The organism is Clostridium sp. OS1-26, assembly GCF_030915445.1.
Classification (GTDB): Bacteria; Bacillota; Clostridia; order Clostridiales; family Clostridiaceae; genus Clostridium_AM.
This window is the reverse complement of the sequence record NZ_CP133264.1, coordinates 5481651-5508039: the sequence shown is the minus strand read 5'-3', so window position 1 is coordinate 5508039 and position 26389 is coordinate 5481651. Positions and strand designations below refer to the sequence as shown.

Below are 26389 nucleotides of genomic sequence, written 5' to 3'. Positions count from 1 at the left end.
AATATTTTAACTTTTGTTATCTAAAGAAAGGAGAAGAGTTAACTTGTATTATATATATAATATACTATTCCAATTTGTAGATAGAGCTACGCTGCTCCTTATATGTTTATTTATTATAACTAGAATGCAAAGCTTTAGAGAAATATTTTTAAAAGAGAATTACGAAAGAAAAGATTATGCAATTATTTGTACAGTATTTTCCCTATTTGCTATATTAGCGACTTATACAGGGTTAAATGTAGAAGGATCATTGGTAAACGTTAGAACAATAACTATAGTATCCGGTGGAATAATATTTGGTCCGTTTGTAGGAATAGTAACAGGAGTAGTATCAGGACTCCACAGATACTTAATAGATATAAATGGTGTAACTTCAATACCATGTCTTATAAGTAGCATAACTGCAGGAATGGTTTCTGGATATATCAATAAAAAGGTAAAGAGGAAGTACAGATGGATAGCAGGCATAGCTGCAGGAATGCTAAGCGAAACTATTACAATGATACTGATACTTATACTGAGTAAGCCACATTCCCTAGGGTTTGATATTGTATCTAAAATTGCCATTCCGATGATACTTGGGCAAATTTCCGTAGGATTTATTGTTTTACTAGTCCAAAGTGTAGAAGATGATAAAGAAAAGATAGCTGCAAAGCAGGCAAAATTAGCGCTTGATATTGCAAACAAAACTCTTCCATACTTTAGAAATATAAATAGTGATTCTTTAAATAAAATATGTTCTATTATAAAAGAAGACATACAAGCTGATGCAGTAGCCATAACTGATAAAAAAGACATATTAGCTTATGTTGGAGTTGGGGAAGAGTATTATAATATAGGACATGAGATAATAACTGAAATAACTAAAGAAGCAATAAAAAGTGGCAAAATAATTATAAAAAATGATAATGTAGAAGATAAAAGTGCAATGTTAAAATCAGCTATTATAATTCCACTTGAAGAAAAAAATGAAGTCATAGGAGCATTAAAGATATATTATAGAAAAGCTCATAAAATCACATACTCACTACAAACTCTTGCAGTAGGACTTTCACAGATTATTTCTACTTTAATGGAAGTATCAAAGATTGAACAAATAAAAGAAATGGCAAATAGAGCAGAAATTAAAGCGCTTCAAACTCAAATAAATCCACATTTTTTATTTAATGCATTAAATGCTATAACTTCTTCTATAAGAATAAATCCAGATAAAGCAAGAGAACTTATAATTAATTTATCTAGCTATTTAAGGTATAATTTAGAACTAAATAATGAATTTATAGATATAAAAAAGGAACTAAAACAAGTTAAAGATTATATAGAAATAGAAAAAGCTAGATTTGGAAATAAATTAAATATAATTTATGACATAGACGATGTAGATGTTAAAATACCAAGTCTTTCAATACAGCCTCTAGTTGAGAATGCCATAGTTCATGGTATTTTAAAAGATAAGGGGTCAGGAACTGTAAATATTAGTGTAAAGGAACAGGACGAAAAGGTAAAAATATCTATAGTTGATAGCGGGGTTGGTATAAGTGAAGATATAATAGAGAGAGTTTACAATGATAATATACCTGAAAATAAAATTGGTCTTTACAATGTACATCTAAGGCTTAAACTTATTTATGGAGAAGGACTTACAATAAAAAGACTTGAAAAAGGAACTAAAATTGAGTTTTATATAAAGAGGTGAGATTATGAGAGCTATAATAGTTGAAGACGAATTTCTAGCAAGAGAAGAAGCTTAAATATTTTATAAAAAATTATAGCAGTATAGAAATAGTAGATGAATTTGAAGATGGAATAGAGGTATTTAAATTTATTCAACAAAATGAAGTTGATGTTATATTCTTAGATATAAATATACCATCACTTGACGGTGTACTACTAGCTAAGAATATAAGTAAATTTTCTAAGAAGCCTTATATAGTATTTATAACAGCCTATAAAGAACATGCTGTAGAAGCTTTTGAAATAGAGGCCTTTGATTATATATTAAAGCCCTACCATGAATCTAGAATTATATCTATGTTAAAAAAGTTAGAATTGAGCTATAATCAGCAAAAAGACAATTCACATAAAAGTAGTGTAACTAATAAAATAAACTTATGGAAAAATGAAAAGATAATAGTAGTAGATTTAGATAATATATATTATTGTGTAGCTAGAGAAAGAGTAACTTATGTTTTTACAAAGGATGAAGAATACTCAGTAAGTGTAAGTATAACTGAATTCTATAATAGCTTGCCAAAGGATAAATTTTTTAGATGTCATAGATCTTATATTGTTAACATAACTAAAATAAGAGAAATAATTCCTTGGTTTAATAACACATATAATTTAAGACTTCAAGATATAGACTACGAAATACCAGTAAGCAGAAGTAATCTAAAGGAATTTAAGCATCTTATGAATATATGAATTTAAATAAAGACAGATAGGAGTTAATTGTCTACAGTCAGAGACATTTAGCTCCTATCTGATTTTTTATATAGTAAGAATTATTAACGGTAGCTAGTTATCTCGTAAGTGTATTTCATGTAGTTTTCTTTGCATCTCATTCAATAATTAATAATTTTATATTGTATTGCTATATAATTTAAAACAATAAATGACACAAAACGGCAAAGGTTTACAACAATATAAAAAATTTTATTAAGTTATTAAAGTAGCAGAACTAAAATTAAAGAGTGGGTGAAGGGAGATTTTCAAATGAAAAACACATCAGAACGACCTTGGTTAATAGTATTAGGCACAGTAATTGCGCAATTAGGATTAGGAACAATCTATACTTGGAGTTTATTCAATCAGCCTCTTGTAAATAAGTTTGGTTGGCAATTAAGCAAAGTAGCTCTTACATTTTCAATTACAAGCTTTGCTTTAGCATTTAGCACGTTATTTGCAGGTAAGCTTCAAGACAAGCTAGGAATTAGAAAGCTTATATCAATTGCTGGCATAATAATGGGAATTGGTTTAATATTAACATCTAAGGTAACATCAATATCTATGTTGTATGTGTTAGCTGGTTTGATTGTAGGGGCAGCAGACGGTATTGCATATATTACGACTCTTTCAAATTGTATAAAATGGTTTCCAGAGAAAAAGGGGCTTATATCAGGTATTTCAGTAGGAGCCTATGGAACTGGAAGTTTAATATTTAAGTACATTAATGCAAGTTTAATTAGTTCTAAAGGGGTTTCTGGAGCATTTTTATATTGGGGTGTTATGACAATGATCTTAATACTTACTGGTGCTCAATTATTAAAAGATGCTTCATCTGAAACAGTTGCTGTTAATAACAGCTCAAAAGAAAACAACTTTACTGTAAGAGAAATGTTAAAAACTAGACAAGCTTATCTTTTATTTATAGTGTTCTTTACTGCATGTATGAGTGGCCTTTATTTAATAGGGATAGTTAAAGACATAGGGGTTCAACTAGCTGGGCTAAAACCTGCTGTAGCGGCAAATGCGGTAGCTATGGTAGCGATATTTAATACATCGGGAAGAATTATATTAGGTGCTTTATCAGATAAAGTAGGTAGATTAAAAGTAGTATTGTTCACACTTACAGTTACTGCGGTTGCAGTGTTCGTATTGAGCTTTGTGCATTTAAATTATGCAATTTTCTTTGCTTGTGTTGCTGGAATAGCATTTTGCTTTGGCGGAAACATAACAGTTTTTCCGGCTATTGTAGGTGACTTCTTCGGATTGAAAAATCATAGTAAAAATTATGGAATTATATATCAAGGTTTCGGATTTGGTGCACTTTCAGGATCATTTATAGCTGCACTTGTTGGAGGTTTTAAGCCTACATTTATGGTTGTTGGAATATTGTGTATAGCTTCAATTGTTATAGTGGCTACAATAAAAACTCCAAAAGAGTTACCAGAAAATATTAAAGGAGATAACAATAATTTAAAATTAAATATAAATGCTGCTTAAAAGAAAAAATTATTGAAGAGAAACTTTAGTAGATGCTGTGAAAACTCAGTTTAAATAAAAAATGTCCTGAAATTTTATAAGCAAATAAATATTTTGAACATACCTGTTTATTTAAAGTAACAGGTATGTTTTTTAAAATTAAGCCGTTTTAAATTCTCCTACCTTATTCATTGTTTCTTTAACCATATCACTTAGGCTTTGTGATGCTTGTGAGACCTCTTCTGTAGAAGCATTCATTTCCTCAGAAGAAGCTGCTATCGTTTCGGCAGATGAGGAAACCTCTTCAGCTATTGATGTTGCATCTTCTATTTTGTATAAAATAGAGTTTTTCTTATCAGTTATTTTTTCAGCACTTGTATTAACTAAATGTATTTTTGGAGTTACTTCATCCACTGCCTTAGTTATATTAGTAAATGATTGTATTGCTGTATCTATATTTACCTTTTGATTAGATAGTTCATTTTTTACAGTGTTTGTTGTTTCTATCATATTGCTGGCATCTTTGGATATTGTGTTAATTAAAGTATTTATACTATCCAGTGAGGTTTTAGATTGCTCTGCAAGTGACCTTATTTCATCTGCTACTATAGAGAAACCTCTACCTGCCTCTCCAGCTCTAGCAGCTTCGATAGCAGCATTTAATGCAAGTAAGTTAGTTTGATCAGAAATACTATTTATAAGGTTTGTTATTTCAGTTATTCTGTTTACATTCTGTCCTACGCTTGAAATTTTAGAAATTAAATCTTCGAATGAATTTGATACAGTTTGCACAGAAATTGTTACATTACCCATATCTCCGTTGCTTTTTTCAGCCATAGAGTGAATACCTTTAGTATTTGAGTCAATTTCAGCTATTAATTTAACTACGCTTTCTAAATCAGTACTAAATTCATTAAGTATACTTGTTATAGATACTAAATCTTCAGCTTGCTCACTAGTTCCATTAGCCATAGCTTGTACTGTACTAGATACATTTTCAGCAGAAGAAGCCATTTCTTCTGATATAGAAGATAAATTTTCGGAAGCCTCATCTATTACACGAGATTTATCTTTTATATCATTAATCATTTGAGATATAATTCCTAATGTCCTTCTTAAAGACTTTTTCATTATTTCAAACTCGTTTTTACCATTGCTTTCTATATTAACAGAGAAGTCACCTTGTGCAACCTCATCTAGTATATTAAGCATTTCTTTTGTGGAGCTCTTTAGTACTTTTATAATTTGAATTGAGATTATAGCTAAGAAAATAACAGAAAATAAAAATAATAACACAAACAATTTTAAATTTTTATCATATATGGTATTGGACTGATTCATTAATTCATTTGCTACATTCAATTCATAATCTTTTGATTCTTTTAGTAAGTTTTCAATATTCTCAGATACTTTATTAAGTGTATTAAGATCTTCTTCAGGTAGCTTCTGGCCTTTTTCTAACAAGTCTTTGGATTTTTCATATGTATTTATATATTGTGAGTAGTCATTCTTAAATTTGTTAATTAATTCAGATTCCTTTGTATCTGTATGAACTGAGGTGAGCTCAGCTAATCTTTTTTCTATTCTATTTTTATAATCTTGTATCTTTGTATCATCTTCTTTGTTATAACCTGAAATTTCTTTATTAACATATACTCTAATGTTTAAGAAATCTGCTCTTATTGAAGTTACAGATGTAATTGGTAATAAGCTATCATTATACATTTTAGTCATGTTATTGTTGATTTTTTTCATATTAAGATATCCTAAAATTCCGATAGCTGACGTAAATATCAATGCAACAACAATTATTAATGAAATTATCCGAGATATTTTTAGATTTTTTATAAGTTTTTTCATTTTGTCTTAATCCTCCTTGAAGTAGCTCTATATATAAACACAATATTTAAATTATCGAAGCAAAATACTATTTTTTTATACTCATAACAACAAAATTATACTATTTATTATTTAAAATACTTTTGCTTATAATAAAATATTTATTAAATTTAAAAATAAATAAAAAATCAGGTACAAAAATCACAAAATTCTCGTACCTAATTTTTTATTTATCTTTTAGCGCCAACTAAGGCTCTACTTACAGCTAATTTCCAATTGTCTACAGCGAAGGTATCATTACCAACGTTGTTGATAGTAACATTGTAAGTTTGCTGAGAAACTATAGCGTTAGCTAAATCCTGTCTAACTCTTTCAGAATGAGTTAACGTTGCATTATTAGGAATACCATTTTTCGAACCAGTTGTTGGTGCTCCAGAAGGACTAACTCCAGATGTAGTTACATTCGTTGTCCCAGTTACCGTACTCCTTCCCGTTGTGGTAGTGTTTGTACCAGCAGTACTAAAGTTATAGCTGCTTCTAGTAGTGATTTCTTTTCCTTGATTATCAAGTGTTTTGAGAACAACATTATTTATCTTACCATTCCACACTGTAACTATAGCTGCGTGATTTTCCTGTGAAGTTTTATTACCCTCACCTAAATAAACTCCGTCTTTAAAAGCTGCAGCACCTATAGGCTGGGTTAGGTTAATATTTGTACCACCTTGAGTAGTTCCAGGAGTTCTATTAGCAGTATTTTTGTTACCACAGGCAGAAAGGGAACAAGTTATTAAAGCTGTTGCTATAATGCTTACTACTTTTTTCATAACATTACCTCCGAATATAGCATTATATGGATAAAACAGTAAAACTTCTTTAAAATTTTGTTTTTTATCAACTTTTTTATTTCTACTATACTTACATTAATAGTTTACTTCAACATCACTTATTTAACCTATTAAATTGAATACATATATGGGTTGAGCATTAAAAAATGTCTTTATTTTACGCTAGACTTTAATCTGTTAATTAAGTATAGAAAATAGGTAAAAGTATAAAATATTAAAATGGATAATTAATTATATTTAATACAAAATAATTTTTGTAAATGTATATTTAAGGAGGAACATTATGATAAGAGAAATTATTGGTGCAAAAACAGTTGCTTCAGCATTTCGAGGAAGAAAAAATAGAAAAGTAATGTCTACAACCATGATTGGAGTAGTTGGAACCGCTTTAAGCTTAGGTGCAGCTTATATGATGAGAAAAAATAAGAGAATGAGCAATGGTTAGATGATTAATAACTTATAAACTAAAGAACCTGACTTTTAGGTTCTTTTATTTTTAAATATATATTTTATTATATTTTGGCAATGTTAATTTATCTATTTTTTTAAAATATGTAATAGATAAAATATTAAGGATAGCTATTGTGGTCATAAGAAAAAAACAAAAAGTATTGATTTTTATCTTAAATTAAGTTAAAATTTCGTTGTAGTAAGAACTTTAATGATGAAATAATCTAAAATGTTCACTTATATAAATCTGGCAATATGGGCTGGATGTCTCTACCGAGCTACCTTAAATAGTTGTAGGCTATAAGTGCTTTAAGGGCTACAATCATGTAATTTTAAGCTTTCTTATTTGAATTTTCCCTATAAAAATCAAATGATTAATTTTATGAAAAAACAAAATATAACATATTTGAATTGCTGAAAAAAGTTCGTAATGGGTCGAATGTTGCTGAATTCGAAGAAGTCAATAGTAAAACCTTATTATAGGGGGAAATAATAAAAAATATCGGGGAGATGATTAGTTTGAAGTATGATGTAATAATAGTAGGTGCTGGTCCATCAGGAATTTTCACTGCATTGGAGTTAGTAAAACAAAAATCAGATAAAAAGATTTTGCTAATTGAAAAAGGAAGAAGTATAGATAAAAGATATTGTCCAAAAGAAAAAACAAAGGAATGTATTTTATGTAAACCATATTGTCATATAACTACAGGATTTTCAGGAGCAGGTGCATTTTCTGATGGTAAATTATCATTAAGTTATGAAGTTGGAGGAGATTTACCAAATTTAATTGGAAGTGATAAAGCACAGGAATTTATTGAATATACAGATAAAATTTATCTTGAATTTGGAGCGGATACAAGAGTAGAAGGAATAGAAAACACTGAAGAAGTTAAGGAAATAAGAAGAAAAGCAATAGAGGCAGGGCTTAAGTTGGTAGATTGTCCAATAAGGCACTTAGGAACAGAGAAGGCTCAGGAAATATATCTTAAAATACAAAATTATCTTTTGGAATCAGGTGTAGAAATTAAGTTTGATACAATAGTTAAAGATTTGATTATAGAAGACGAAGAAATAAAAGGTGTAATAATAGCAGATTCCAGAACTAAGAACAACGAAGAAGTTGTAAGTAGCAATAAAGTAGTTCTAGCAGCTGGAAGAAAAGGTGCAGATTGGCTCAAAGATATGTGTGTAAAACATAATATTAATCATAGAGCTGGTACTGTGGATATTGGTGTTCGTGTTGAAATTAGAAATGAGGTTATGGAAAGAGTAAACAATGTTCTTTATGAATCAAAGCTTATAGGATATCCAGCACCTTTTAGAGACAAGGTCAGAACTTTTTGTCAAAATCCAGGAGGATTTGTAAGTCAAGAGAATTATGATAACAATTTAGCAATAGTTAATGGACATTCATATAAAGAGAAAAAATCAAATAATACTAATTTGGCTATATTGAGCTCACACAATTTTGCAGAGCCATTTAATCAGCCTATAGAATATGGAAAACAGGTTGCAGAATTAGTTAATATGCTTGGAAATGGTAAAATTCTAGTTCAGAGATATGGTGATATACTAGATGGAAAAAGAACTTGGCAGAAAGAACTATATCAATCAAATGTAAAACCTACACTGCCAGATGCTGTGGCAGGAGATATAACTGCGGCTATTCCCTATAGACCTATGATGAATATCTTAAACTTTATAAGTGCGATGAATACTGTTGTACCTGGATTTGCAAGCAGGGAAACATTATTATATGGTCCAGAGATTAAATTCTATAGTAACAAGATAAATATAGATACAAATTTTGCAACTAACATAAAGGGAGTTTATTGCTTAGGGGATTCCAGTGGATGGACCAGGGGATTAATGATGGCATCTGTAATGGGAGTACTAATGGGAAAGAATATCGTTAAAAATAATTAGTTTAAAAGATTGAATTTCCATATATATCCATTTATAATTATAGTAAGGCTATGTTATAAAAGGGTGGGATAAGAATGGAGTTAATAAACAAGAGACAAAGACGTAATATAAGAAAGAAAAAGAAGAAAAAAAGACAAATAATGTTAGTATCAGTAATGACTATAATATTAATTGCAGTATCAGCAGTCCTATTAAGAATGTAATTAATAATTTGTTAAAAAACTCTCGACTAATTTAAATAGCACATATTATAAAATTTCCGTATATTATGTTATAGTTAGTAATTTTAATAGAGAGGTTAATATGATTTATGTAAAAGATGTTGAGAGTATAGTAAAAAATTTAGTAGGTCACAATAGAGAAGAATACTCAAGAGTTAATATTCTTAACAAATTGAAAAATAGTTGCACTTATAAACAAAAAGGTAGAAGCCTTATATTTAATGAAAATGAAGTATGGAATAAATACTTTATGGAAAATGAAAGGCTAAGAATATTAATTGAGAAAAGAAAAATAACAAGTGTTGAGGAATTGATGCTATACATTGAAGATGATGATTTTGATTATTAATTAAGAACTTGGTTTGCCCAGGTTCTTTTTATTTTTTAAATTGACATATACCAATAAGTATATTAGTATATTCTTATACGCTAATATTTAAATAGGAGATCCAATATGGAAAAGCAAGTTAAAATTTTTAAAGCATTAGCTCATCCTATAAGATTAAAAATAATTAAAAAACTATCTGATGGAGAGCTTTGTGTATGTAAATTAAATGAGGATGTTAATTTTAGTCAATCCAATTTGTCTCAGCACCTTAAAATATTAAAAGAAGCAGGTATTCTAAATTCAAGGAAAGAGGGGATGTGGACTTATTATAGCATAGCCGATGATAATATTTTACAACTTTTATATATAGCTGAAAAATTAAAATGAGGAGTGAAAATATGGGTGATTTAAAAAAAGAAGATATTAGAAATATTGTACGCAATAGCTATAAAAAGATTGCAGTTGGCAATATAAAAAAAGGAGGCTGTTGTAATAGCGATATTACATTAAAAAATTCTGCTGTAGAGATATCACGTAAAATAGGATACTCTAATGAAGAGTTATCTACGGCTCCAGATGGAGCTAATATGGGGCTTGGATGTGGAAACCCTCAACTGATAGCCGATATAAAAGAATTAGAAACCGTTATAGATCTTGGAAGTGGAGGCGGATTTGATTGTTTTTTAGCCTCAAAAAAGGTTGGAAATAATGGGTATGTTATTGGTGTTGATATGACTCCAGAGATGATTAGTAAGTCAAGGGTTATTGCTAGAAGACATAATTATAAAAATGTTGATTTTAGATTAGGAGAAATTGAAAACCTTCCCGTAGCAGATAATACTGCAGATGTAATTATATCTAATTGTGTTATAAATTTATCTCCTAACAAGCAAAGAGTGTATAATGAAGCATATCGAGTATTAAAAAAAGGTGGAAGAGTTGCTATTTCTGATATAGTTCTTGTGAGAGAGTTAACAGATGAAATGAAACAAGACGAAAAACTCTATTGTGGATGAGTGACTGGAGCATCTTCAGTTGAAGAGTTAAAGGTATATTTAGAAAATGCAGGTTTTGGTGAAATTAGTATTAAAACTAGTGAAGTATCAAAAGAATATGCTGAAAAATGGGGACATAATTTAAAAGTAGGTGAATATATTATGTCTGCATCTGTAAATGCAGTAAAGTTATAAGTGGCGCTACGGCCCTGCATAACGGTTTCCCCTAAAGGATAACGCCTTCTAAGTGCTAAAGACACTAAGAAGCCTGTTAATAAGCTTCAGATGGAGCACTGGGCAAGTCTGCCCGTTAAATGCCATTTAGGCATTTAACCTCCACCTGAAGCCAAGAATCCTGTTTATAAACAAATAAATTTGCTGTTAATATAAAAGTATATCAATTACTAAATTAATAGGATTTATTTGACAAATTAGGCTAACTTAAAATAAAATAAATATATTATTAGATTAAGCGAGGCATTAATTATGGAATTAAATGAATGCATTAATTTTTTACTAACAAAAGCACAACATACTGTGTTTCAATATTTAAAAGCTAACCTTGCACAATTTGATGTAACACCAGTTCAATATGGAATATTAAAGTGTCTGTGGGATGAAGATGGTCAAACACCTAAGCAGATTGCTAGAACTTTAAGCTTAGACGGCTCAACTATTACTGGAATCCTTGATAGGATGGAAAATAAAAACTTAGTTAGAAGAACTCCTGATCCAGATGATCGTAGAACTCTAAAAGTTGTAATTACTGATCAGGGACTTGAATTGCGTGAGTGTATAGAAGAAGTTATAGAAGAAGTAAATAAGCATATTTTAAAAATATTTACTTTTGAAGAACAAGAGCAATTAAAAAAATTTTTAGGGCAAATTGCAAATCGTCAAATTTTTTAAAAGGTGTTGGTATATGTCAACACTTGTTTTTTTATGAATTTATTTGTTGACAAATTATTTGCGTGCAATTAAAATTAAATAGATCAGTAATACGAGAGGATGATTTAATTGAGTAAAATTATAGGAACTTCAATGTCCAAAGAGGTTGTTGAACTATTTAATAAGGAACTGACAACGATTATACTTTCAACTGTTACTAATGAAGGATTTCCACATGCTATGTCTGTTCATCTAATAGCTGCTCCAGATGATAAAACTGTAAGAATGGCATTAATGAGTATGCACAAAACAACAGAAAACATTAAAGATAATGGAAAAGCTTTTATTACAGTTTTAGAGGGTACTGATATAGCAGTTAGTATAAAGGGAACTGCAAAGGTTGTAAGGGAACCTATGGAAGGTAACTCAGCAATGTGTATGGTTGAATTTAAAGTTGAAGAAATAAAAAGTGATACGACTCCTACAGTAATAGTTACTGATGGCATTCGTAGTAAACATAGAACTGATAAAACTAAACATTTCTTCAGAGCAATGTTCGATGAGTTATATAGGGGATAGAACTTTAAATATAATTTAGCCCAAGATTTTGTCTTGGGCTTTTAAATTTTTTGATGCGTTTTTAAAGAAATTCATATTATATGTGGAACAATAATCCACATATTTAAATATGATACTAATGTGGACGTAATACATAAACAGAGTTCTTAATGAAAGAAAAGAGGGATGTTTTATGTTGCTTAATACTAAGTTAGATATTCCAGAAAGCTTTTATATATTTGTTGATATGGAAAATCCTTTAACAGCAAAGGCTTTAAGATCTACGAGAACATTTTCTTCTTCAGCATATACTATGTGTAAATATGATAAATCTTTTTTAGAAAAATACGTTAAGGGAAGAGTTAAATATTTACCATATAAAAGGTCTAGTAATGATATGAATATATCATCTCCATTTTATACCTCTGTAATTAACGAGTTTAGTGTTGAATACGATGCAGAAAAAATTAGAGAAAAGTTTTATCCACTATATCCTTCTAGAATGTCCGCTGTATATGCATTTGGTGATTATGATACTTGTATAAGAGTTTCTAGAAAACATAACTGGGAATTAGAAAGCGTCAGAAAGTTTAGGTTAGTAAAAGGGAACTTAACAAGAGTGATAAAAGTAAACATGGAAATTGTATCACAAGCTAGATCTATGTATTTAAACTCTATGCTTGATGAAAAAGGTAAGGAAATTCTGTGGAGAAACTACTGGAGAGGGCTGAATTATGTTCCATTAAACTCACATCTTGCAAATTATTCATTTGGCAATTTTAAGGTAGATGATATATATGAATATTTAATTGAAGGTTCAGTAGTTTTAGAAGAGTAGAAATATAAAAATATAGATATGCAACCTAGGTGCTTGACCAATTAGCGGTATTCATAGGGGTACCTTGGTTAAGTCAAGCATCAAAGCTGATATATCTATATTTTTTTAGATAGTAGCCTAAGATACTATATATTTTTTACAGCCTGTCATTTTAAAACTATTGGTATCTATAGTTACATAGTAATAGCTAAAGTTTTCGTTATTATTATGGTTTCCGCCACAGCCGCTTAATACATATCTTATAGGATCATCTGAATGATTTATCCTAATCTTAGTTTTATAGGATATATGCTTATGGTGACAAAATATGCCGATAACATTTAATTTCTTGATACTATTTAAAAATCTAGTTGTTTCTAAGATGGATAACTCATGGTCATTAAGAGTTAGTAAAGATGAAGAATTTCCTAAGGGTGTATGAAAATCGATTATATAATGATATTTATTGTTTCCTATTTCGGTTTCGTCAAGAATAAGTTTTATATCACTTTCGCTAAATTTTGCAAAATAATTATTCATTGGAGCATCGGAGAAATGCGTGTTTAGATAAATATATTTTATATATGTTCCTGGGATAGGAACAATATCTCTTATTGCGCCAATATAAGATTTAAAGTTTTTGCTACTAGCATCATATCTATTGTAGTCGTGATTGCCTAAAGAAACAAAGATAGGAATATTGCTACTGCTTAATATACCTTTGGTAATTTGCACAAAAGCGGCAAAGCTATTAAGATTATCTCCAGCATTAACAGCATCACCACCATGAATAATAAACATTGGATCAATTTTTTTATTTTTTACAATATGTTTTAAAATTTTTTCATACTGATGACCATTGGAATCTATAATATATTGATTATTTTTAATTTCAGCACATACTAGATGACTATCTCCTAAAACAACAAAACTAATCCTATGATGTTTTTTTACATAATTGTGGATTTTATCTGATTTGTTATATAAAACATTTAAAGACCAAGCATTTAAAGGTTGCATGCAATATCATCCTCCTCATGGTAACAGTATATGATGTATTAAATGTATTGTTAGCTTATTTTAAGAATACGCTAATTAAAGCATCTAAAGAATAGAATTGTCTAGTGGTCGTAGACAAACTTCTTTGGTATAGAGATAGCAGAGGATGTGCTGGTGGTGGCGATGCAGGAGGGTTCTAAAGTCATAAAGCTAAATTTATCAACATATATATAATTTAGCCAGTATAAGATAAAGCATAAATGCTTAAAATTATAAATATTTTATATTAGGGGGAAGTTTAAATGTCTAAAGAAGGTATAGGTGGAGTTTTTAAAAATATTATTGGGGTTATAGTAGAACCAAAAGCAGTATTACAAAGAGTAAGTGATAATCCTAAGATATTAAAGTATTTAATACCTATAACACTAGTACAGCTAATTATTTCAATAATTGAGTTGCCAAAACTTGTAAATTTTACAATATTAAAAGCACATGAGACTCAAAATTTACCGGATAATGTTATTCCGATTTTAAGAAAAACAGTTACGGCTTCTGTTATAATTACATCAATATTTTCACCAATAGTAATAGCAGTAATAATAACAGCATTAATTAAGCTTGTAACTATGTTTATTGAGGAAAATGCAAACTTTAAACAGTTGTTAGCTGTAAATATTTTAGCCTATATACCTATGCTTATAGGCGGGATAGTGGGAGCAATAGTTATAATGTTTACAGAACCTCAAAATATCAAAAATGTTACAACGAGCTTGGCTATATTTTTAAGTTCAACAGTAAGTGAGACAAGTCGTATCTATAAGCTATTAGCAAGTATTGATATGTTTGTTATATGGAGTGCAATATTAATATCAATTGGCACTTCTATTGCATACAAAATGAATATAAAAAAGTCATCATTTATAGTTTTTGGACTTTATGTTGTCAGTATAGTTATTAGAGTTTTAGTTTAAAAGGAGCAGTTTTATACTGCTTCTTTATTTATTTCATTTTAATAATGATAAAATTTAAAAAACTAGGCAAAATATACATAAGTGATTTTTATTTTAAGGAGTGCTAATATGAAAAGAATAATGGTATTACTTATTTGCTTTGTAATGTCATTTACTGCGGGATTTGTGTCTGCCAAAGATCCAATTCATGTGCTTGTTGAAGATAAAGAGGTTGAAAATAATGGAGAATATATACTAAAAGATAGCAAAGTATATATATCCCAAGACGCCTTAAAAAGAGACTTTGGTTTTAATGTGTTTTATGATAAAAATGAAAATAAGGTAAGACTCTATGACACAGACAAGATAGCTCTTGAAGGTAGAATAAAATTATTTGAAAAGTTTATAGATAATTATAATCCAAAAACTCCAGATGAGATTGCCGAACTCTGGGCTCAAGGAGTTAAGGAAAGAAATGGCGTATTACAATATTCCACACTCAATACACCATTAAAAGAAAAATTTAAAGAATTAGCGGAAAAAAGAGGTAGCTGGGTAACTGGATTCTCAAGTCCCTGGGTTGAAAGCTACAGTATTACTAAGGAAAAATCTAATGAATCAACATGGAAATATAATATAGTTTTTAAAGCAGTAACATCAGCTTCTGATACATATATATGGCATGCAACATTGATAGCAAGTAAAGAAAATGGTAAGTGGAGAATAATAGATATTCAGAAAGATTTTGATATTATGTAAATTCAAGACTTGTTTATATAGTGAAACTTAAATCAGATGGGGTTTTAACCCCAACTGATTCTTAGCTGAACGAATCCAGGGTCGTAGCGCCACTTATCCCCAACTTCAAGAAAAGCAGAGAGCCCAAATCTTTGATTTGGTGTGAATCGCTTTCACAGAGTGCGTTGGGGTGTTAGTGGCGCTAGACATCGGATAAATAATAAAAAAGATATGTTATCTTAGGATAACATGTCTTTTTTTTATGTATAGATTAGGTTTATTAGGAAAATTTTAATTATATAAATATTTTTATTTGTACATACTATATATGATCATTGGGAAGTATATAAAATGAAGATTCTTACATAAGAACATATCACAATATTTAAATTTAAAAGATATATAGTTTTAGGATAAATTTATTAAAGGGTGAAAGTAATTATGAAGAAATTAGCAGTTGCTTGTATAATGATACTTCTTTTATTTGGAAATATAAGTTTTAGGGCAAAAGTACTAAGTTCAAACAATACTTCTAGTGATACAAATACTATTAAGTACTATTACACAATAAAAAGAGATCTTTTATGTTTAATGATGGCTTACCCTGAATATATTACAAATATTGAAAAAGAAGAGAGTGGACAAGTGTATTTGGTGATGAAATCGGGAAGAAAAATACTTTATGATGACAAGAAAAGCAAAAATTTTGAAAAAAAGTTAAGTGATCCAGATTTGCAAGATATGATGGAACAAGAATATCCTCTTTCTTATAGCAAAAGCTTAATGGAAGAAGATTTTGACCCTGGACGCCGCAGAGTATATGCTTTATTAAAAGAAGTTTATGGTGAGTCTAAGCAGCAGGTTGAATCTAATCTAAAAAATGTTAGTTTAGGATATGGAAACTATCAGTTTAATAATAACAACAAAGCAGCAGAATCACTACAGAATGCTATGAAGGAGATAATACCTATTACAGAAAAAAGAAAAGATATTAAAGTATGCGTATATCCTTGCAGTGGAACATTTAACTATCGTTTGATTGCAGGAACAAACCAATTAAGTCCCCATTCCTTTGGAATTGCTATTGATTTAGCGCGAGATAAAAGAGATTATTGGAAATGGGGATCAAGAGAAGAAGGAGAGAAAAGAATAGCTTCTTATCCAAAGGAATTAGTAGAAATATTTGAAAAAAACAACTTTATATGGGGTGGAAAATGGGGACATTTTGATATTCTTCATTTTGAATATCGGCCAGAGATAATATTAAAGGCTCGATATTTCGGAGATAAGCTTAATGACAAAGAGTGGTATATTGGTGCACCTTATGAAGATCTTTCTGTAAAAAATTATATTGAAAAAATTAATCAAGTTTTTAAATGATTTTTTAGATATTGATGCAAATTTCAAAAGATGTTAATTGGATTTTATTTCTCAGATAAAGGAGTAGAATAAATGAAGGTTTCTATAGTGAAAAATTCTAAATTTGATCTAATAAGACTAATAATAAAAACTATAATTTTTGTCTTTATACTTCAATGCTCTTCAGTGTCAGCAAAAGTTATTAATTCTAATGAGGACATTAGAGGAATTATACAAAATATTTTTGTGAACAGAAATAAAGCGATACTAGACGGAGATTTAGAGTTGATTAAATCTATTTATGACACAAAAACAAAGTATGGGATGTGGGCATATGAATATGAAGCAAAAAAGTTAAAATACATTCGTAATTGGGAAGAAAAACAGGGAGTTAGATTTACTGAGATTAATCCTACTATAGTGATTAAAGGGGTTAAAAATGTTGATGATAAATACTCAATTAACCTTGAATGTTCAACAGAGTATAAATATATATATGAAAACCAGCAAGAGAGAATAAATAGTTCAAGAATTGGAACATATCATACTCTTCAACTTGTGAAAAAAGATAGTGATTGGGTAATAATAAAGGAATGGTATAAGGATCCATTTGGAGATTCATTATATTTAGATAACTCAAAAGCTGATTCTATAAGACAATATATTTTATCAAAAAGTGAAAGAGATTTCTCCAGAATCAATAAAAAAAGACTGAAGGCTATAGAATATGCTGATAAGTATTGTGGCATTTCAAAAGAAGAAACACACGATTATAAGTATAATAAGAAATATAGAAATTATAATCAAGAAGGTGGAGATTGTGCAAACTTTGCATCCCAAATTCTTTTTGAGGGAGGCAAATTTAGAAAGAATTCTGCATGGAATTATGATAGTAGAGATGCAACACGAGCATGGCTTAATGCAGATGGATTTAAAAACTATATGGTTAACAGTGGAAGGGCATCAGTTATTACCTATGGAAATTATGATAATGTATATAAAACTTCCTATAATCTTTTGCCAGGGGATTTTGTAGCATATGAAAAGAAAGGAGATATAATTCATATTTCTGTAGTAACAGGAGCAGACTCAAAAGGATATTCTTTAGTTAGTTGCCATAATACGGATAGAGACAAAGTCCCATGGGACCTTGGGTGGAGCGATAAAGATATAAGGTTTTGGCTAGTACGTGTACATTACTAACAATAGAGTAATTAAGATGTTATGGTGATAATTTTTCTATTGTAAGTTATATTTTCCTGTGATATACTATGAAATAGTTGTAATTAAAAAGTAAAATTAAGGAGAGTGCTTTATGAGTGTGGGTGTTCTTAACTAACCAACTAAATAGTTGTTTCTTAAAAAACTTTTAAACTTGAGATGTTTTAAGTTTATTTCTTGAAAAGTTTTTTAGGAAGGTTTTAGAACACGGATAGCATTTAGCCTTATAATATATGTTAGCAAGCCGTGCATTTGCACGGCATTTTTATGTTCAAAAGAAGGTTTATGTTTTATCATACGCTTTTATGTTTATTACTCTAAAATCTAAGCTGTTTAATTTGAATTTATTATAAAAATAAAAACAGTACCTTTTATTTTTAGGATTATAGACATTTTTGTATGATTTTTTGAGTAATACTAATTTTGACATATATTTTAAATTATAAGAGGCTGTAGTGACTTTGTGTTACTATGGCCTTTTATATTTTCCTGTCCGAGTTTATAACTCAACTATATTCTGTTGGTAAAGTTAGTAAAATGAATGAAATTTTTAACGTTAAAAAAAGGAGATAATAGTCAATGAATAATTACCTACAGAAAGTAAATAAAAGTGTAACCATAGAAGAAGGAAAACAAGCAATACAAAATATGTTGATTAATATATATTTTAAAGAAGGAATTTCAACTAAGGAATTAGCGAGAGTTAATCTTTTGCCTATTCCTGTTATTTCAGCTATAAAAAAAGAGTTTATTAAATATGGGCTGCTTACTCAAGCTAGAGGAGTAAGAGTTACTGAGAAAGGTAGACTTTTTATAGAAGAGGAGCTAGGCTTTTATGGGTTAAATAAAGACTTATATATGAAGTTGTTGTCTGAACCGTGGAAGGAACATACGGAAATTAAGGAAATAAAAGAAATGCTAAACAAAATATTTATAAATCGCCCTCAGGCTGATGTTACTATAGATCAATCTAAATGTACTGTTGATACAGCTGTAAAAGAGCAGTTCTTTGCCTTAAAAATTCTTGGTTAATAGGCAAGAAAATTCTATGTGTGGGGGATGATGACTTAGTAAGTATAGCTTTAGGTTTCTTGCTAAAGAAGCTATTTATTAATATGGAATACTGTAAAACAATGATCTACGTAGTAGATATTGATAAGAGAATCCTTGATTACATAATGGAGGTGGCTGAAGAAGAAAAGTTGCCTATTAAGTGTGAACATGTAGATTTAAGACTACCATTATCAAAAAAATTTAGAAATCAGTTCGATTGTTTTTTTACTGATCCACCATACACACTTCAAGGAATGAAACTGTTTCTTTCCAGAGGGATTGAGGCATTAAAAAAAGAAAGAGGACTTAAGATTTTTTTATCTTTTGGGCATAAATCTCAAGAGTTTGAGCTTACAATGCAAAAGTGCTTTGTAGATATGGGACTTACTGTTTCTGAAATACTAACTAAATTTAATGTTTACGATGGAGCAAGTATAATTGGAAGTGTTGGACAGATGATTCTTCTTAAAACTACTAGAAAGAGCAGAGCTTTAATAAAAACTTATTACAAAGAATCAATTTACACCGGGGAGCTAAAAATTACAGCACGTTCTTATATGTGTAAAGAGTGTGGTGAAATGATTAAAGTTGGCGTTTTAGAGAGATTTAAGACTATAGAAGAATTGAAAGCAAAAGGCTGCTACAAATGTAATAACTCAATATTTCAGTTTGTAGAGAAAAGAAATATTTAAAGATAGATAATTCTCCTGTAAAAGCAAGAAAGAGCCAGTGCTTAGATCTATTTATCCTTGCTTTTACAGGAAAAGATAAACTTATAGTATTTAACTATAAGTTTAATGTCAAGTTTAGTAGAACATACTAATATATAATTCTGCAAAGAATTAATTTAGAAATTAACCTAGGTTATATTTGAATTTTGTTTACATAAACAATTTTTTCTTTGTTGATATAATCCTCTTATTATTATGGCAATAATGACAATCATACCTCCTATAAAAGTATAGATTCCCGGTGATTCTTTTGTGAATAAAAATACCCAAACCGGATTTAGCAAAGGTTCAATAATCGGTATTAGAATTGCTTCAATGGCTGATACATGTTTAATAGCTGTTGCATATAAAATATAAGGAATTCCTAGCTGAAATACACCTAATATAAGAAGTCCTGAAATACTTTTCAAACTTGGAACAGATAAGAAGAAAAAGGGTAAAGCAATAATAAAGGTAAGAATGTTACCAATTAACGTCATCTCTACTGGAGAGCCTTCATCTTGAAGTTTTAAAAAAATAATAACTCCTGCCATAGCTATTCCACTTAAAAGAGCTACAAAGTTGCCAGCAATATTACCACTTTTTATATCACCAATAAAAAATAAAGTCATTCCAAACAGAACAATAATAATTGTAATCCAATCAGATTTTGTAGGCTTTTCTTTTAGAAACCATCCAGAAAATAATGCTACCCATATTGGAGCTGTAAATTGTAATAATATGGCGTTAGCAGAAGTTGTAAGCTTATTAGCTGTAACAAACAGTATTAGCAATGATGCATAACTACATGCACCTAACAATTTAATCTTTCCTAGTTTTATACTTCTTAATGGTTTTTTTAAATAAAGCAGCATAATTACTGCTCCAATACCGCTGCGCGCTCCAGCAATGGCTATAGGATTCCAGTCTACTAGCTTAATAAATAGCCCACCAATGCTCCATAAAAGCGCTGTAATTACAAGAAATACTACTGCTTTTTTTCTATTTATATTCATATTTAAATTCCTCACTACGATTAATACAATTAAGTTGATTATTTGTTATACTCCAGTTGTTTTAACACATCTTTCAGAGCTTCACACATGCTTAAAATATCATTTTTAGAAATAGTCAGTGCTGGATAAAATCTTAGAACATTACAAGCTGCTGTTGTTCCAATAAAATAACCTCTTTCTAACATCTTTTCACATACAATTTCTGTGATATTTTTAATATTTAGCTCTATTGCAAGCATAAGTCCTCTTCCTCTAACTTCTTTTATAATTGAACTGGAATTTTGAATATCTTTTAACTGGTTGATAAAAAATTCTCCCATATTGGCTGAATACGAAATCATATTATCTTCTTTAATAATGTTTATCACTTCATTTGCAATTACACAGCCTAGTGGATCATTTTGATGAGATTGAGCATAATGAAAATTTTTCATTTCAACTTCATTGGCTGTTTCTTTGCTCATTAATACTGCACTGATTGGATACCCATTGCCAAGAGATTTACCAAGTGCAATGATGTCTGGTTCAAGGTCATAATGATTATATCCAAACCACTTTCCTGTTCTTCCAAAGCCAGTAGTAACTTCATCAACAACAATTGAACCACCGTAATATTTTACAGTCTTTGCTAAAAAATTTACTAATTTATAGGGTGGAAAAAGAACTCTGCCAGATGAACTTCCTGGTTCTAAAACGAAAGTCGATATGTCGCTGAATACAAGGTGTCCTAGCACACTGCATTTACTTGTACACTCCTCATTTGGACAATTATTGCATTGTAAAAAATCTAATTCAACCCACAAATTTCTATCACGAGGAATAGCAGTATTAGAGTATGCAGATAGATAGGAATTAGAGAAGGTTAATATCTTACTCCCTTTTGAAATTAATTTTGAAATTGTAATGCCTAATTCTACGGCTTCACTACCAGAACTCAAGAATACAGCTTTTCCATCTTTAAAGTGAAATTGCTCAAGCAAATTTACAGCTGAGGTTTCTGCAATATCATTAGTTAACTTATAATGAACATGAATAATCTTGTCTAGCTGCTCCATTATAATGGCCTTTATCCTTTGATTGCTATGACCTAAGGCAGTACACCAAATTCCAGCCTCAAAATCTATAATTTTTTTACCATCTTTACTATATAAATTTGTATTTTCACCTTTTACTATATCTGTCCTTATAATTGGATGACAATGTAATATATGATCTAATTTTGACTTTACCATGTTACAATCTCCTTTATCATAATAATTTTTACTTTCCTGTTATAACTAGATTATATATAATGAAATTATACGGTACAACGTCAAATAAGCGGTTTTGTACTGGTACAAAACTAGATTAATACTTGAAATAAGCGGGATAAGCTATAGGAGAAAATCATGGAAAAGAAATATGAATTAATAATAAAATATATTGAAAAACTTGTTGCATCCAATCAATTAAAACAAGGACAGAGATTGCCTACTATAAGAGCTCTAGCCATTAAATATAAGTGTAATAAGTCTACTGTAATAAGAGCTTATAAAGAGCTTGAATTAAATCATAAGATATATGCTATTCCAAAGAGTGGATATTATTTGGTAGAAAAAAATGAATTAAATAAGGATGAAATTGAAGCTATTGATTTTTCAGAAGTATTACCTGAGTATAAATTATTGCCCTATAAGGAATTTAATCACTGTATAAATCGAGCGGTAGAGTTATATAAAAACAATTTATTTTCATACAGCCATGCTCAAGGATTAAAGTCTCTAAGGAAAGTATTAGTAGACCATTTCAGTGAATATCAGATATTTACTTCAGAGGAAAATGTTTTTATTACATCTGGTGCGCAGCAAGCGCTAAGCATACTATCAAAGATGCCTTTTCCGAATGGAAAGAAAAATATACTAGTTGAGCAGCCCACTTATAGTCTAATGCACGAATTAGTAGAGATAAATGGAGATAGACTAGTTGGTATAAAAAGAGACTATAACGGAATAAATTTAAAGGAGTTAGATAAAATTTTTAAGCATGGAAATATAAAGTTTTTTTATATAATTCCAAGAATGCATAATCCACTGGGAACAGATTACTCTGAGAAAGAAAAAAAGAGAATTGTTGAGTTGGCTGAAAAATACGATGTTTATATTATTGAAGATGATTACTTAGCTGATATTGATACAAACAAAAAGGTCCTACCAACTTATTATTATGATACCTCGGAAAGAGTTATCTATGTGAAGAGTTTTTCTAAGGCATTCATGCCAGGGATAAGAATAGGTGCAGTAGTGATTCATGAAAAATTGAAAAAGGAATTTTTAAAACATAAGAAACTCTATGATTTAAATACATCAGTACTAGCTCAAGGTGCATTAGAAATTTTCATTAATAGTGGAATGTATAAGAACCATATTAAAAAGGCTCAATTAGAATATAGAAAGAAAATGGATTGCTTAAGGCAATGTTTAAAGGGGTTAAATAAAAATGGAATAGAATTTTTTGTTCCTCCTACAGGCTTTTTTATTTGGATAAAGCTACCTAAGAAAGTTGATATGACTATACTTATTAAAAGATTAGAGGAAAGAAAGGTTTATATTGCATCAGGAGAAAAGTTCTTTATTAAAAATAGTTCAAATGAAAATAGTTTCAGAATATGTATATCAAAACTTACAAAAGATGAAATTAGAATTGGAATACAAATATTATTTGAGGAAATATTTAGATTTAAAATTGAATAGAAGTTTTATAGATATCCAACTTGAGTATCGAAGTTAGATATCTATATATGATTAATTTGTGAAGACTAAATTTTCAGCTATTTTTTTAGTTTCCTCTATAATATTAGCAATTGCTTCGTCATCTTCAACTATTAATAGTTTTTCTTTCATTAAGCTACCTCCTTACAATTCACATTATATATTGGCATTTTATCATTTTTTTGTATTTAATAAATTCTTTATAAATATAAATTTCTTATTAGAGCAAAGATAGTAATATTTCTTTCAATATTAACCAAAAAATGGAGTAATATGTCTAAAAAAGTTTCCTATAATCGCCATAATTATGCAATTATTTTCCAAAGACTAGTGTATAATTTATTAATAATATTAAGGCATCTATTTTTTCAGATGCCTAAATTAATTAGGAGGATTTTTAATATGAAGAGTAAGAGAACCCTATTACTTGTTTTAACTACTGCAATCATATTATCAGCGAAACCTGTCTTTGCTGCAGAAACATGTAACAATTCCAATAGTAATAATACTAACATATCTACATCTACAAAAGAGGCTAATACAGACAAGCTTGCTGCAGTACCTACGAAAGATAAAGCAAAAATAACACAGGATCAAGCAAAGGATACAGCAAAAAATATATTGAGAGATTACTTTGAAATAAACATAGATGATACAAAGTTTCAAAGTAATGTGAATTTTAATTCAAATTATGTAAATGGTGTAAAGGTAAGCCTTTGGGACATACACTGGGACAACCAGAATGAAGATGAACAAATTGGTATTGGTGTATCAATAGATGCAAATACAGGAAAAGTAATACGTGCAAATAGATTTGAATTTGGAAATAAACGATCAACGCCAAGCATTGCAAAGATTACACAAGAGCAGGCTAGAGAAGTAGCAGAAACCTTTCTAAAAAAGATAAATCCACAAGAGTTTAAAGAAACTACTCCTGTTAAAGAGGATACTTCAGTTAACTATTTTGGCTCATCTAATTATGGTTTTGCGTATAATAGGACAATAAATTCTATACCATTTGAAAGCAATAATATAAGAGTAGGTGTAGACGGAGCAACTGGAAAAGTAACGTCTTATGAAATTACATGGGATAGTGATGTAAAGGTTCCTAATAATGATAAATCCATAAAGCAAGAACAGGCGGAAGATATATTTAATAATAATACAAAAATGGACCTAAATTATAATTCTTACATAGATAAATATAGTGGAAGACAAGAAAGTAAGACAAAGCTTGGTTATGGATTAGACTCTTCCTCACCAATTATAATTGATGCAGTAAGTGGAAAGTCATTAAGTTGGAATGGAGAAGTTATAGAAAGTGTAAAGACTAGAAATATATCAGATAATCAAAAAGAAGATATATTTAAAAATGCTAAACCAAATAAAAAGCTTGATAGCCCAATTAGTAGTACAAGAGCGGAGCAATTAATAAAAGATAAACTTAAGGATTTATACGGAGATGGATATGAACTCAACTCTGTAAATTATGAAGAAAATGGATATGGTTATTTGGGAAAGGAACTTAAAGTTTGGTCAGCAGATTTTGTTAAAAAAGGTAACAGTACTAATTTTGGACCACCTGAAGGACGTATTTCCATAAATGCACTAACAGAAGAACTTGTAAGAGCAGACAGATTTAATTTTAATGATGAAGAAGATGAAAATTTTCAATCTAAATTAACTTGGGAACAAGCTTATGATAAGGCCATTCAGTTTATAGCTAAAAATTGTCCGGAAAAAATTAAAGATATAAATACTGAGCAAAAAACCCTACTAATCAAAACTATATATACATGGGGCCTCATGCTAAAAGATTTATTTCATTTAATTTTGGAAGAGTTGTAAATGGTGTAACCTTTAATACTAATGATATACCTTATAAAAATGACGGTATAAATGTTACTCTTGATTGTAAAACAGGAGAAATAAACTCTTTTGGGTGTATGTGGCAAGATAAACTAGACTTACCATCGGCTGTAAATACAATAAGTAATGAGGATGCTAAAAAAGTATTTTTAAATACAAATAAACCACAACTTACATACTTGCTTTTTAATAATGGAAATAGTGTGGACAAGTCTAATTCAAAAATAAAATTAGTATATTCTATTGGATACAATAAGCCACTAAATACTATAGATGCTTTTACCGGGAAGGCTTTAAATTTTTACGGAGAAAATGTAGATGATAATGCCGATGTATTTAAAGCTAAAATTAAAGGAAGTTCTGTGGAAAAAGAAGCTTTAATTTTAGCTTCACAAGGCATAATTGACACTAAAGATTTTAAACTAGATAGTGGAATTACAAGGTTACAGCTAGTTAAAGTGCTTGTTAATGCTAAAGGTTTTAATCCTTATTTAAGAGGAATAGATGATGTTAGTTTTACCAGTGGAGTAGGAGCAAAAGACTCAACGGATTATAAATATGTGCAGCTTGGAGTAAAGTATGGGATTATAGAAGATAAAAAAGATGAGTTTAAAGGCAATGAACTTGTTACAAGAGAAGAACTATCGAAAAGTTTGATAAAGTTATTAGGATATGATAGAATTGCTGAAACTAAAGGTTTATTAAACCTGACCTATTCTGATAGCAATACAATAAGCGCTGATAAAACAGGTTATGTTTCATTAGCAGGAGGACTTAAACTTATTGACCCAAATAATGAAGGTAAAATCAGACCAAAAGATAATGTAACAATGTCAGAATTAATTAAAGCGGTATATATATCTCTTGGAACTATAAAAAAATAAATCTAAGTAATCTAAAAAATACTATCAGGCTAATAAGGCCTGGTAGTATTTT

General features: G+C 29.4%; 25 protein-coding genes, 1 pseudogene and 1 riboswitch. Of the genes and pseudogenes, 21 read left to right on the top strand and 5 right to left on the bottom strand.

The genetic code is table 11. From position 1 onward, the window contains the following. The first annotated feature begins 52 nt into the window (after positions 1–52). The 3 genes and pseudogenes from RCG18_RS27105 (at position 53) to RCG18_RS27095 (ending at position 3945) form a co-directional block, all read left to right on the top strand. Positions 53–1696 carry a sensor histidine kinase gene (locus tag RCG18_RS27105; protein WP_308042125.1) on the top strand — a complete coding sequence of 548 codons (1644 nt, stop codon included), beginning with the start codon at positions 53–55 and terminating at the stop codon, positions 1694–1696. A 4-nt stretch (positions 1697–1700) separates the two neighbouring features. Beyond that, positions 1701–2424, top strand: a pseudogene (locus RCG18_RS27100) (LytR/AlgR family response regulator transcription factor). 291 nt (positions 2425–2715) lie between these two features. Then, on the top strand, positions 2716–3945 hold the full coding sequence (locus RCG18_RS27095) for an OFA family MFS transporter (RefSeq protein ID WP_308039074.1): 1230 nt from the start codon (positions 2716–2718) through the stop codon (positions 3943–3945). 138 nt (positions 3946–4083) lie between these two features. Here RCG18_RS27095 and RCG18_RS27090 read toward each other — a convergent pair whose 3' ends face one another. Together RCG18_RS27090 and RCG18_RS27085 are read right to left on the bottom strand one after the other, a co-directional pair. Continuing rightward, positions 4084–5784 (bottom strand): methyl-accepting chemotaxis protein, encoded by a 1701-nt coding sequence (locus tag RCG18_RS27090; protein ID WP_308039073.1) that lies wholly within the window; start codon positions 5782–5784, stop codon positions 4084–4086. 209 nt (positions 5785–5993) lie between these two features. Beyond that, positions 5994–6587 (bottom strand): hypothetical protein, encoded by a 594-nt coding sequence (locus RCG18_RS27085; protein WP_308039072.1) that lies wholly within the window; start codon positions 6585–6587, stop codon positions 5994–5996. A gap of 304 nt (positions 6588–6891) precedes the next feature. Between RCG18_RS27085 and RCG18_RS27080 the strand changes: the two genes are divergently transcribed. The 9 genes from RCG18_RS27080 (at position 6892) to RCG18_RS27040 (ending at position 12812) form a co-directional block, all read left to right on the top strand. After that, positions 6892–7053, top strand: a complete 162-nt coding sequence (locus tag RCG18_RS27080; protein ID WP_308039071.1) for a hypothetical protein — start codon at positions 6892–6894, stop codon at positions 7051–7053. A gap of 222 nt (positions 7054–7275) precedes the next feature. Continuing rightward, a riboswitch (purine riboswitch) is annotated at positions 7276–7379 on the top strand. A gap of 198 nt (positions 7380–7577) precedes the next feature. Then, positions 7578–8984 carry an FAD-dependent protein gene (locus RCG18_RS27075; RefSeq protein ID WP_308039070.1) on the top strand — a complete coding sequence of 469 codons (1407 nt, stop codon included), beginning with the start codon at positions 7578–7580 and terminating at the stop codon, positions 8982–8984. Positions 8985–9058: 74 nt separating this feature from the next. Then, a complete protein-coding gene (locus RCG18_RS27070) occupies positions 9059–9187 on the top strand; it encodes a hypothetical protein (RefSeq protein ID WP_308039069.1) in 129 nt (42 codons plus the stop codon). A 100-nt stretch (positions 9188–9287) separates the two neighbouring features. Next, on the top strand, positions 9288–9554 hold the full coding sequence (locus tag RCG18_RS27065; RefSeq protein WP_308039068.1) for a hypothetical protein: 267 nt from the start codon (positions 9288–9290) through the stop codon (positions 9552–9554). Between the two features lie 105 nt (positions 9555–9659). Then, positions 9660–9920, top strand: a complete 261-nt coding sequence (locus RCG18_RS27060; RefSeq protein WP_308039067.1) for a metalloregulator ArsR/SmtB family transcription factor — start codon at positions 9660–9662, stop codon at positions 9918–9920. Positions 9921–9931: 11 nt separating this feature from the next. Continuing rightward, entirely contained in the window at positions 9932–10723 is a 792-nt protein-coding gene (gene arsM / locus RCG18_RS27055) for an arsenite methyltransferase (RefSeq protein ID WP_308039066.1), read from the top strand. A gap of 291 nt (positions 10724–11014) precedes the next feature. Beyond that, entirely contained in the window at positions 11015–11437 is a 423-nt protein-coding gene (locus RCG18_RS27050) for a MarR family transcriptional regulator (RefSeq protein WP_308039065.1), read from the top strand. Between the two features lie 108 nt (positions 11438–11545). Further along, positions 11546–11995, top strand: coding sequence for a pyridoxamine 5'-phosphate oxidase family protein (locus tag RCG18_RS27045; protein WP_308039063.1), 450 nt, complete (start codon positions 11546–11548; stop codon positions 11993–11995). Between the two features lie 172 nt (positions 11996–12167). Continuing rightward, complete coding sequence (locus tag RCG18_RS27040) at positions 12168–12812, top strand: hypothetical protein (RefSeq protein ID WP_308039062.1); 645 nt, start codon at positions 12168–12170, stop codon at positions 12810–12812. A gap of 117 nt (positions 12813–12929) precedes the next feature. Here the strand turns inward: RCG18_RS27040 and RCG18_RS27035 are convergent, their stop codons facing one another. After that, complete coding sequence (locus RCG18_RS27035) at positions 12930–13811, bottom strand: metallophosphoesterase (protein ID WP_308039061.1); 882 nt, start codon at positions 13809–13811, stop codon at positions 12930–12932. A gap of 281 nt (positions 13812–14092) precedes the next feature. Between RCG18_RS27035 and RCG18_RS27030 the strand changes: the two genes are divergently transcribed. The 6 genes from RCG18_RS27030 (at position 14093) to RCG18_RS27005 (ending at position 19803) form a co-directional block, all read left to right on the top strand. Beyond that, positions 14093–14761: a YIP1 family protein gene (locus RCG18_RS27030; protein WP_308039060.1), complete on the top strand. Its 669-nt coding sequence runs from the start codon at positions 14093–14095 to the stop codon at positions 14759–14761. A gap of 108 nt (positions 14762–14869) precedes the next feature. Continuing rightward, entirely contained in the window at positions 14870–15499 is a 630-nt protein-coding gene (locus tag RCG18_RS27025; RefSeq protein WP_308039059.1) for a hypothetical protein, read from the top strand. Positions 15500–15919: 420 nt separating this feature from the next. After that, a complete protein-coding gene (locus RCG18_RS27020; protein WP_308039058.1) occupies positions 15920–16858 on the top strand; it encodes a M15 family metallopeptidase in 939 nt (312 codons plus the stop codon). 72 nt (positions 16859–16930) lie between these two features. After that, entirely contained in the window at positions 16931–18040 is a 1110-nt protein-coding gene (locus tag RCG18_RS27015; RefSeq protein WP_308039057.1) for an amidase domain-containing protein, read from the top strand. A gap of 597 nt (positions 18041–18637) precedes the next feature. Next, complete coding sequence (locus tag RCG18_RS27010) at positions 18638–19090, top strand: hypothetical protein (protein ID WP_308039056.1); 453 nt, start codon at positions 18638–18640, stop codon at positions 19088–19090. A gap of 20 nt (positions 19091–19110) precedes the next feature. Next, a complete protein-coding gene (locus RCG18_RS27005; protein ID WP_308039055.1) occupies positions 19111–19803 on the top strand; it encodes a bis-aminopropyl spermidine synthase family protein in 693 nt (230 codons plus the stop codon). A gap of 167 nt (positions 19804–19970) precedes the next feature. Here the strand turns inward: RCG18_RS27005 and RCG18_RS27000 are convergent, their stop codons facing one another. Together RCG18_RS27000 and RCG18_RS26995 are read right to left on the bottom strand one after the other, a co-directional pair. Continuing rightward, positions 19971–20837, bottom strand: a complete 867-nt coding sequence (locus RCG18_RS27000) for a DMT family transporter (protein ID WP_308039054.1) — start codon at positions 20835–20837, stop codon at positions 19971–19973. 38 nt (positions 20838–20875) lie between these two features. Next, positions 20876–22069, bottom strand: a complete 1194-nt coding sequence (locus RCG18_RS26995; protein ID WP_308039053.1) for an aspartate aminotransferase family protein — start codon at positions 22067–22069, stop codon at positions 20876–20878. A 156-nt stretch (positions 22070–22225) separates the two neighbouring features. On the opposite strand from RCG18_RS26995, the gene RCG18_RS26990 reads away from it, so the two are divergent. The 3 genes from RCG18_RS26990 (at position 22226) to RCG18_RS26980 (ending at position 26337) form a co-directional block, all read left to right on the top strand. Beyond that, positions 22226–23566, top strand: coding sequence for a PLP-dependent aminotransferase family protein (locus RCG18_RS26990; RefSeq protein WP_308039052.1), 1341 nt, complete (start codon positions 22226–22228; stop codon positions 23564–23566). A gap of 420 nt (positions 23567–23986) precedes the next feature. Then, on the top strand, positions 23987–25432 hold the full coding sequence (locus RCG18_RS26985) for a YcdB/YcdC domain-containing protein (protein WP_308039051.1): 1446 nt from the start codon (positions 23987–23989) through the stop codon (positions 25430–25432). Then, complete coding sequence (locus RCG18_RS26980; RefSeq protein WP_308039050.1) at positions 25381–26337, top strand: S-layer homology domain-containing protein; 957 nt, start codon at positions 25381–25383, stop codon at positions 26335–26337. The genes RCG18_RS26985 and RCG18_RS26980 overlap by 52 nt, the downstream gene beginning before the upstream one ends. Positions 26338–26389 lie beyond the last annotated feature (52 nt).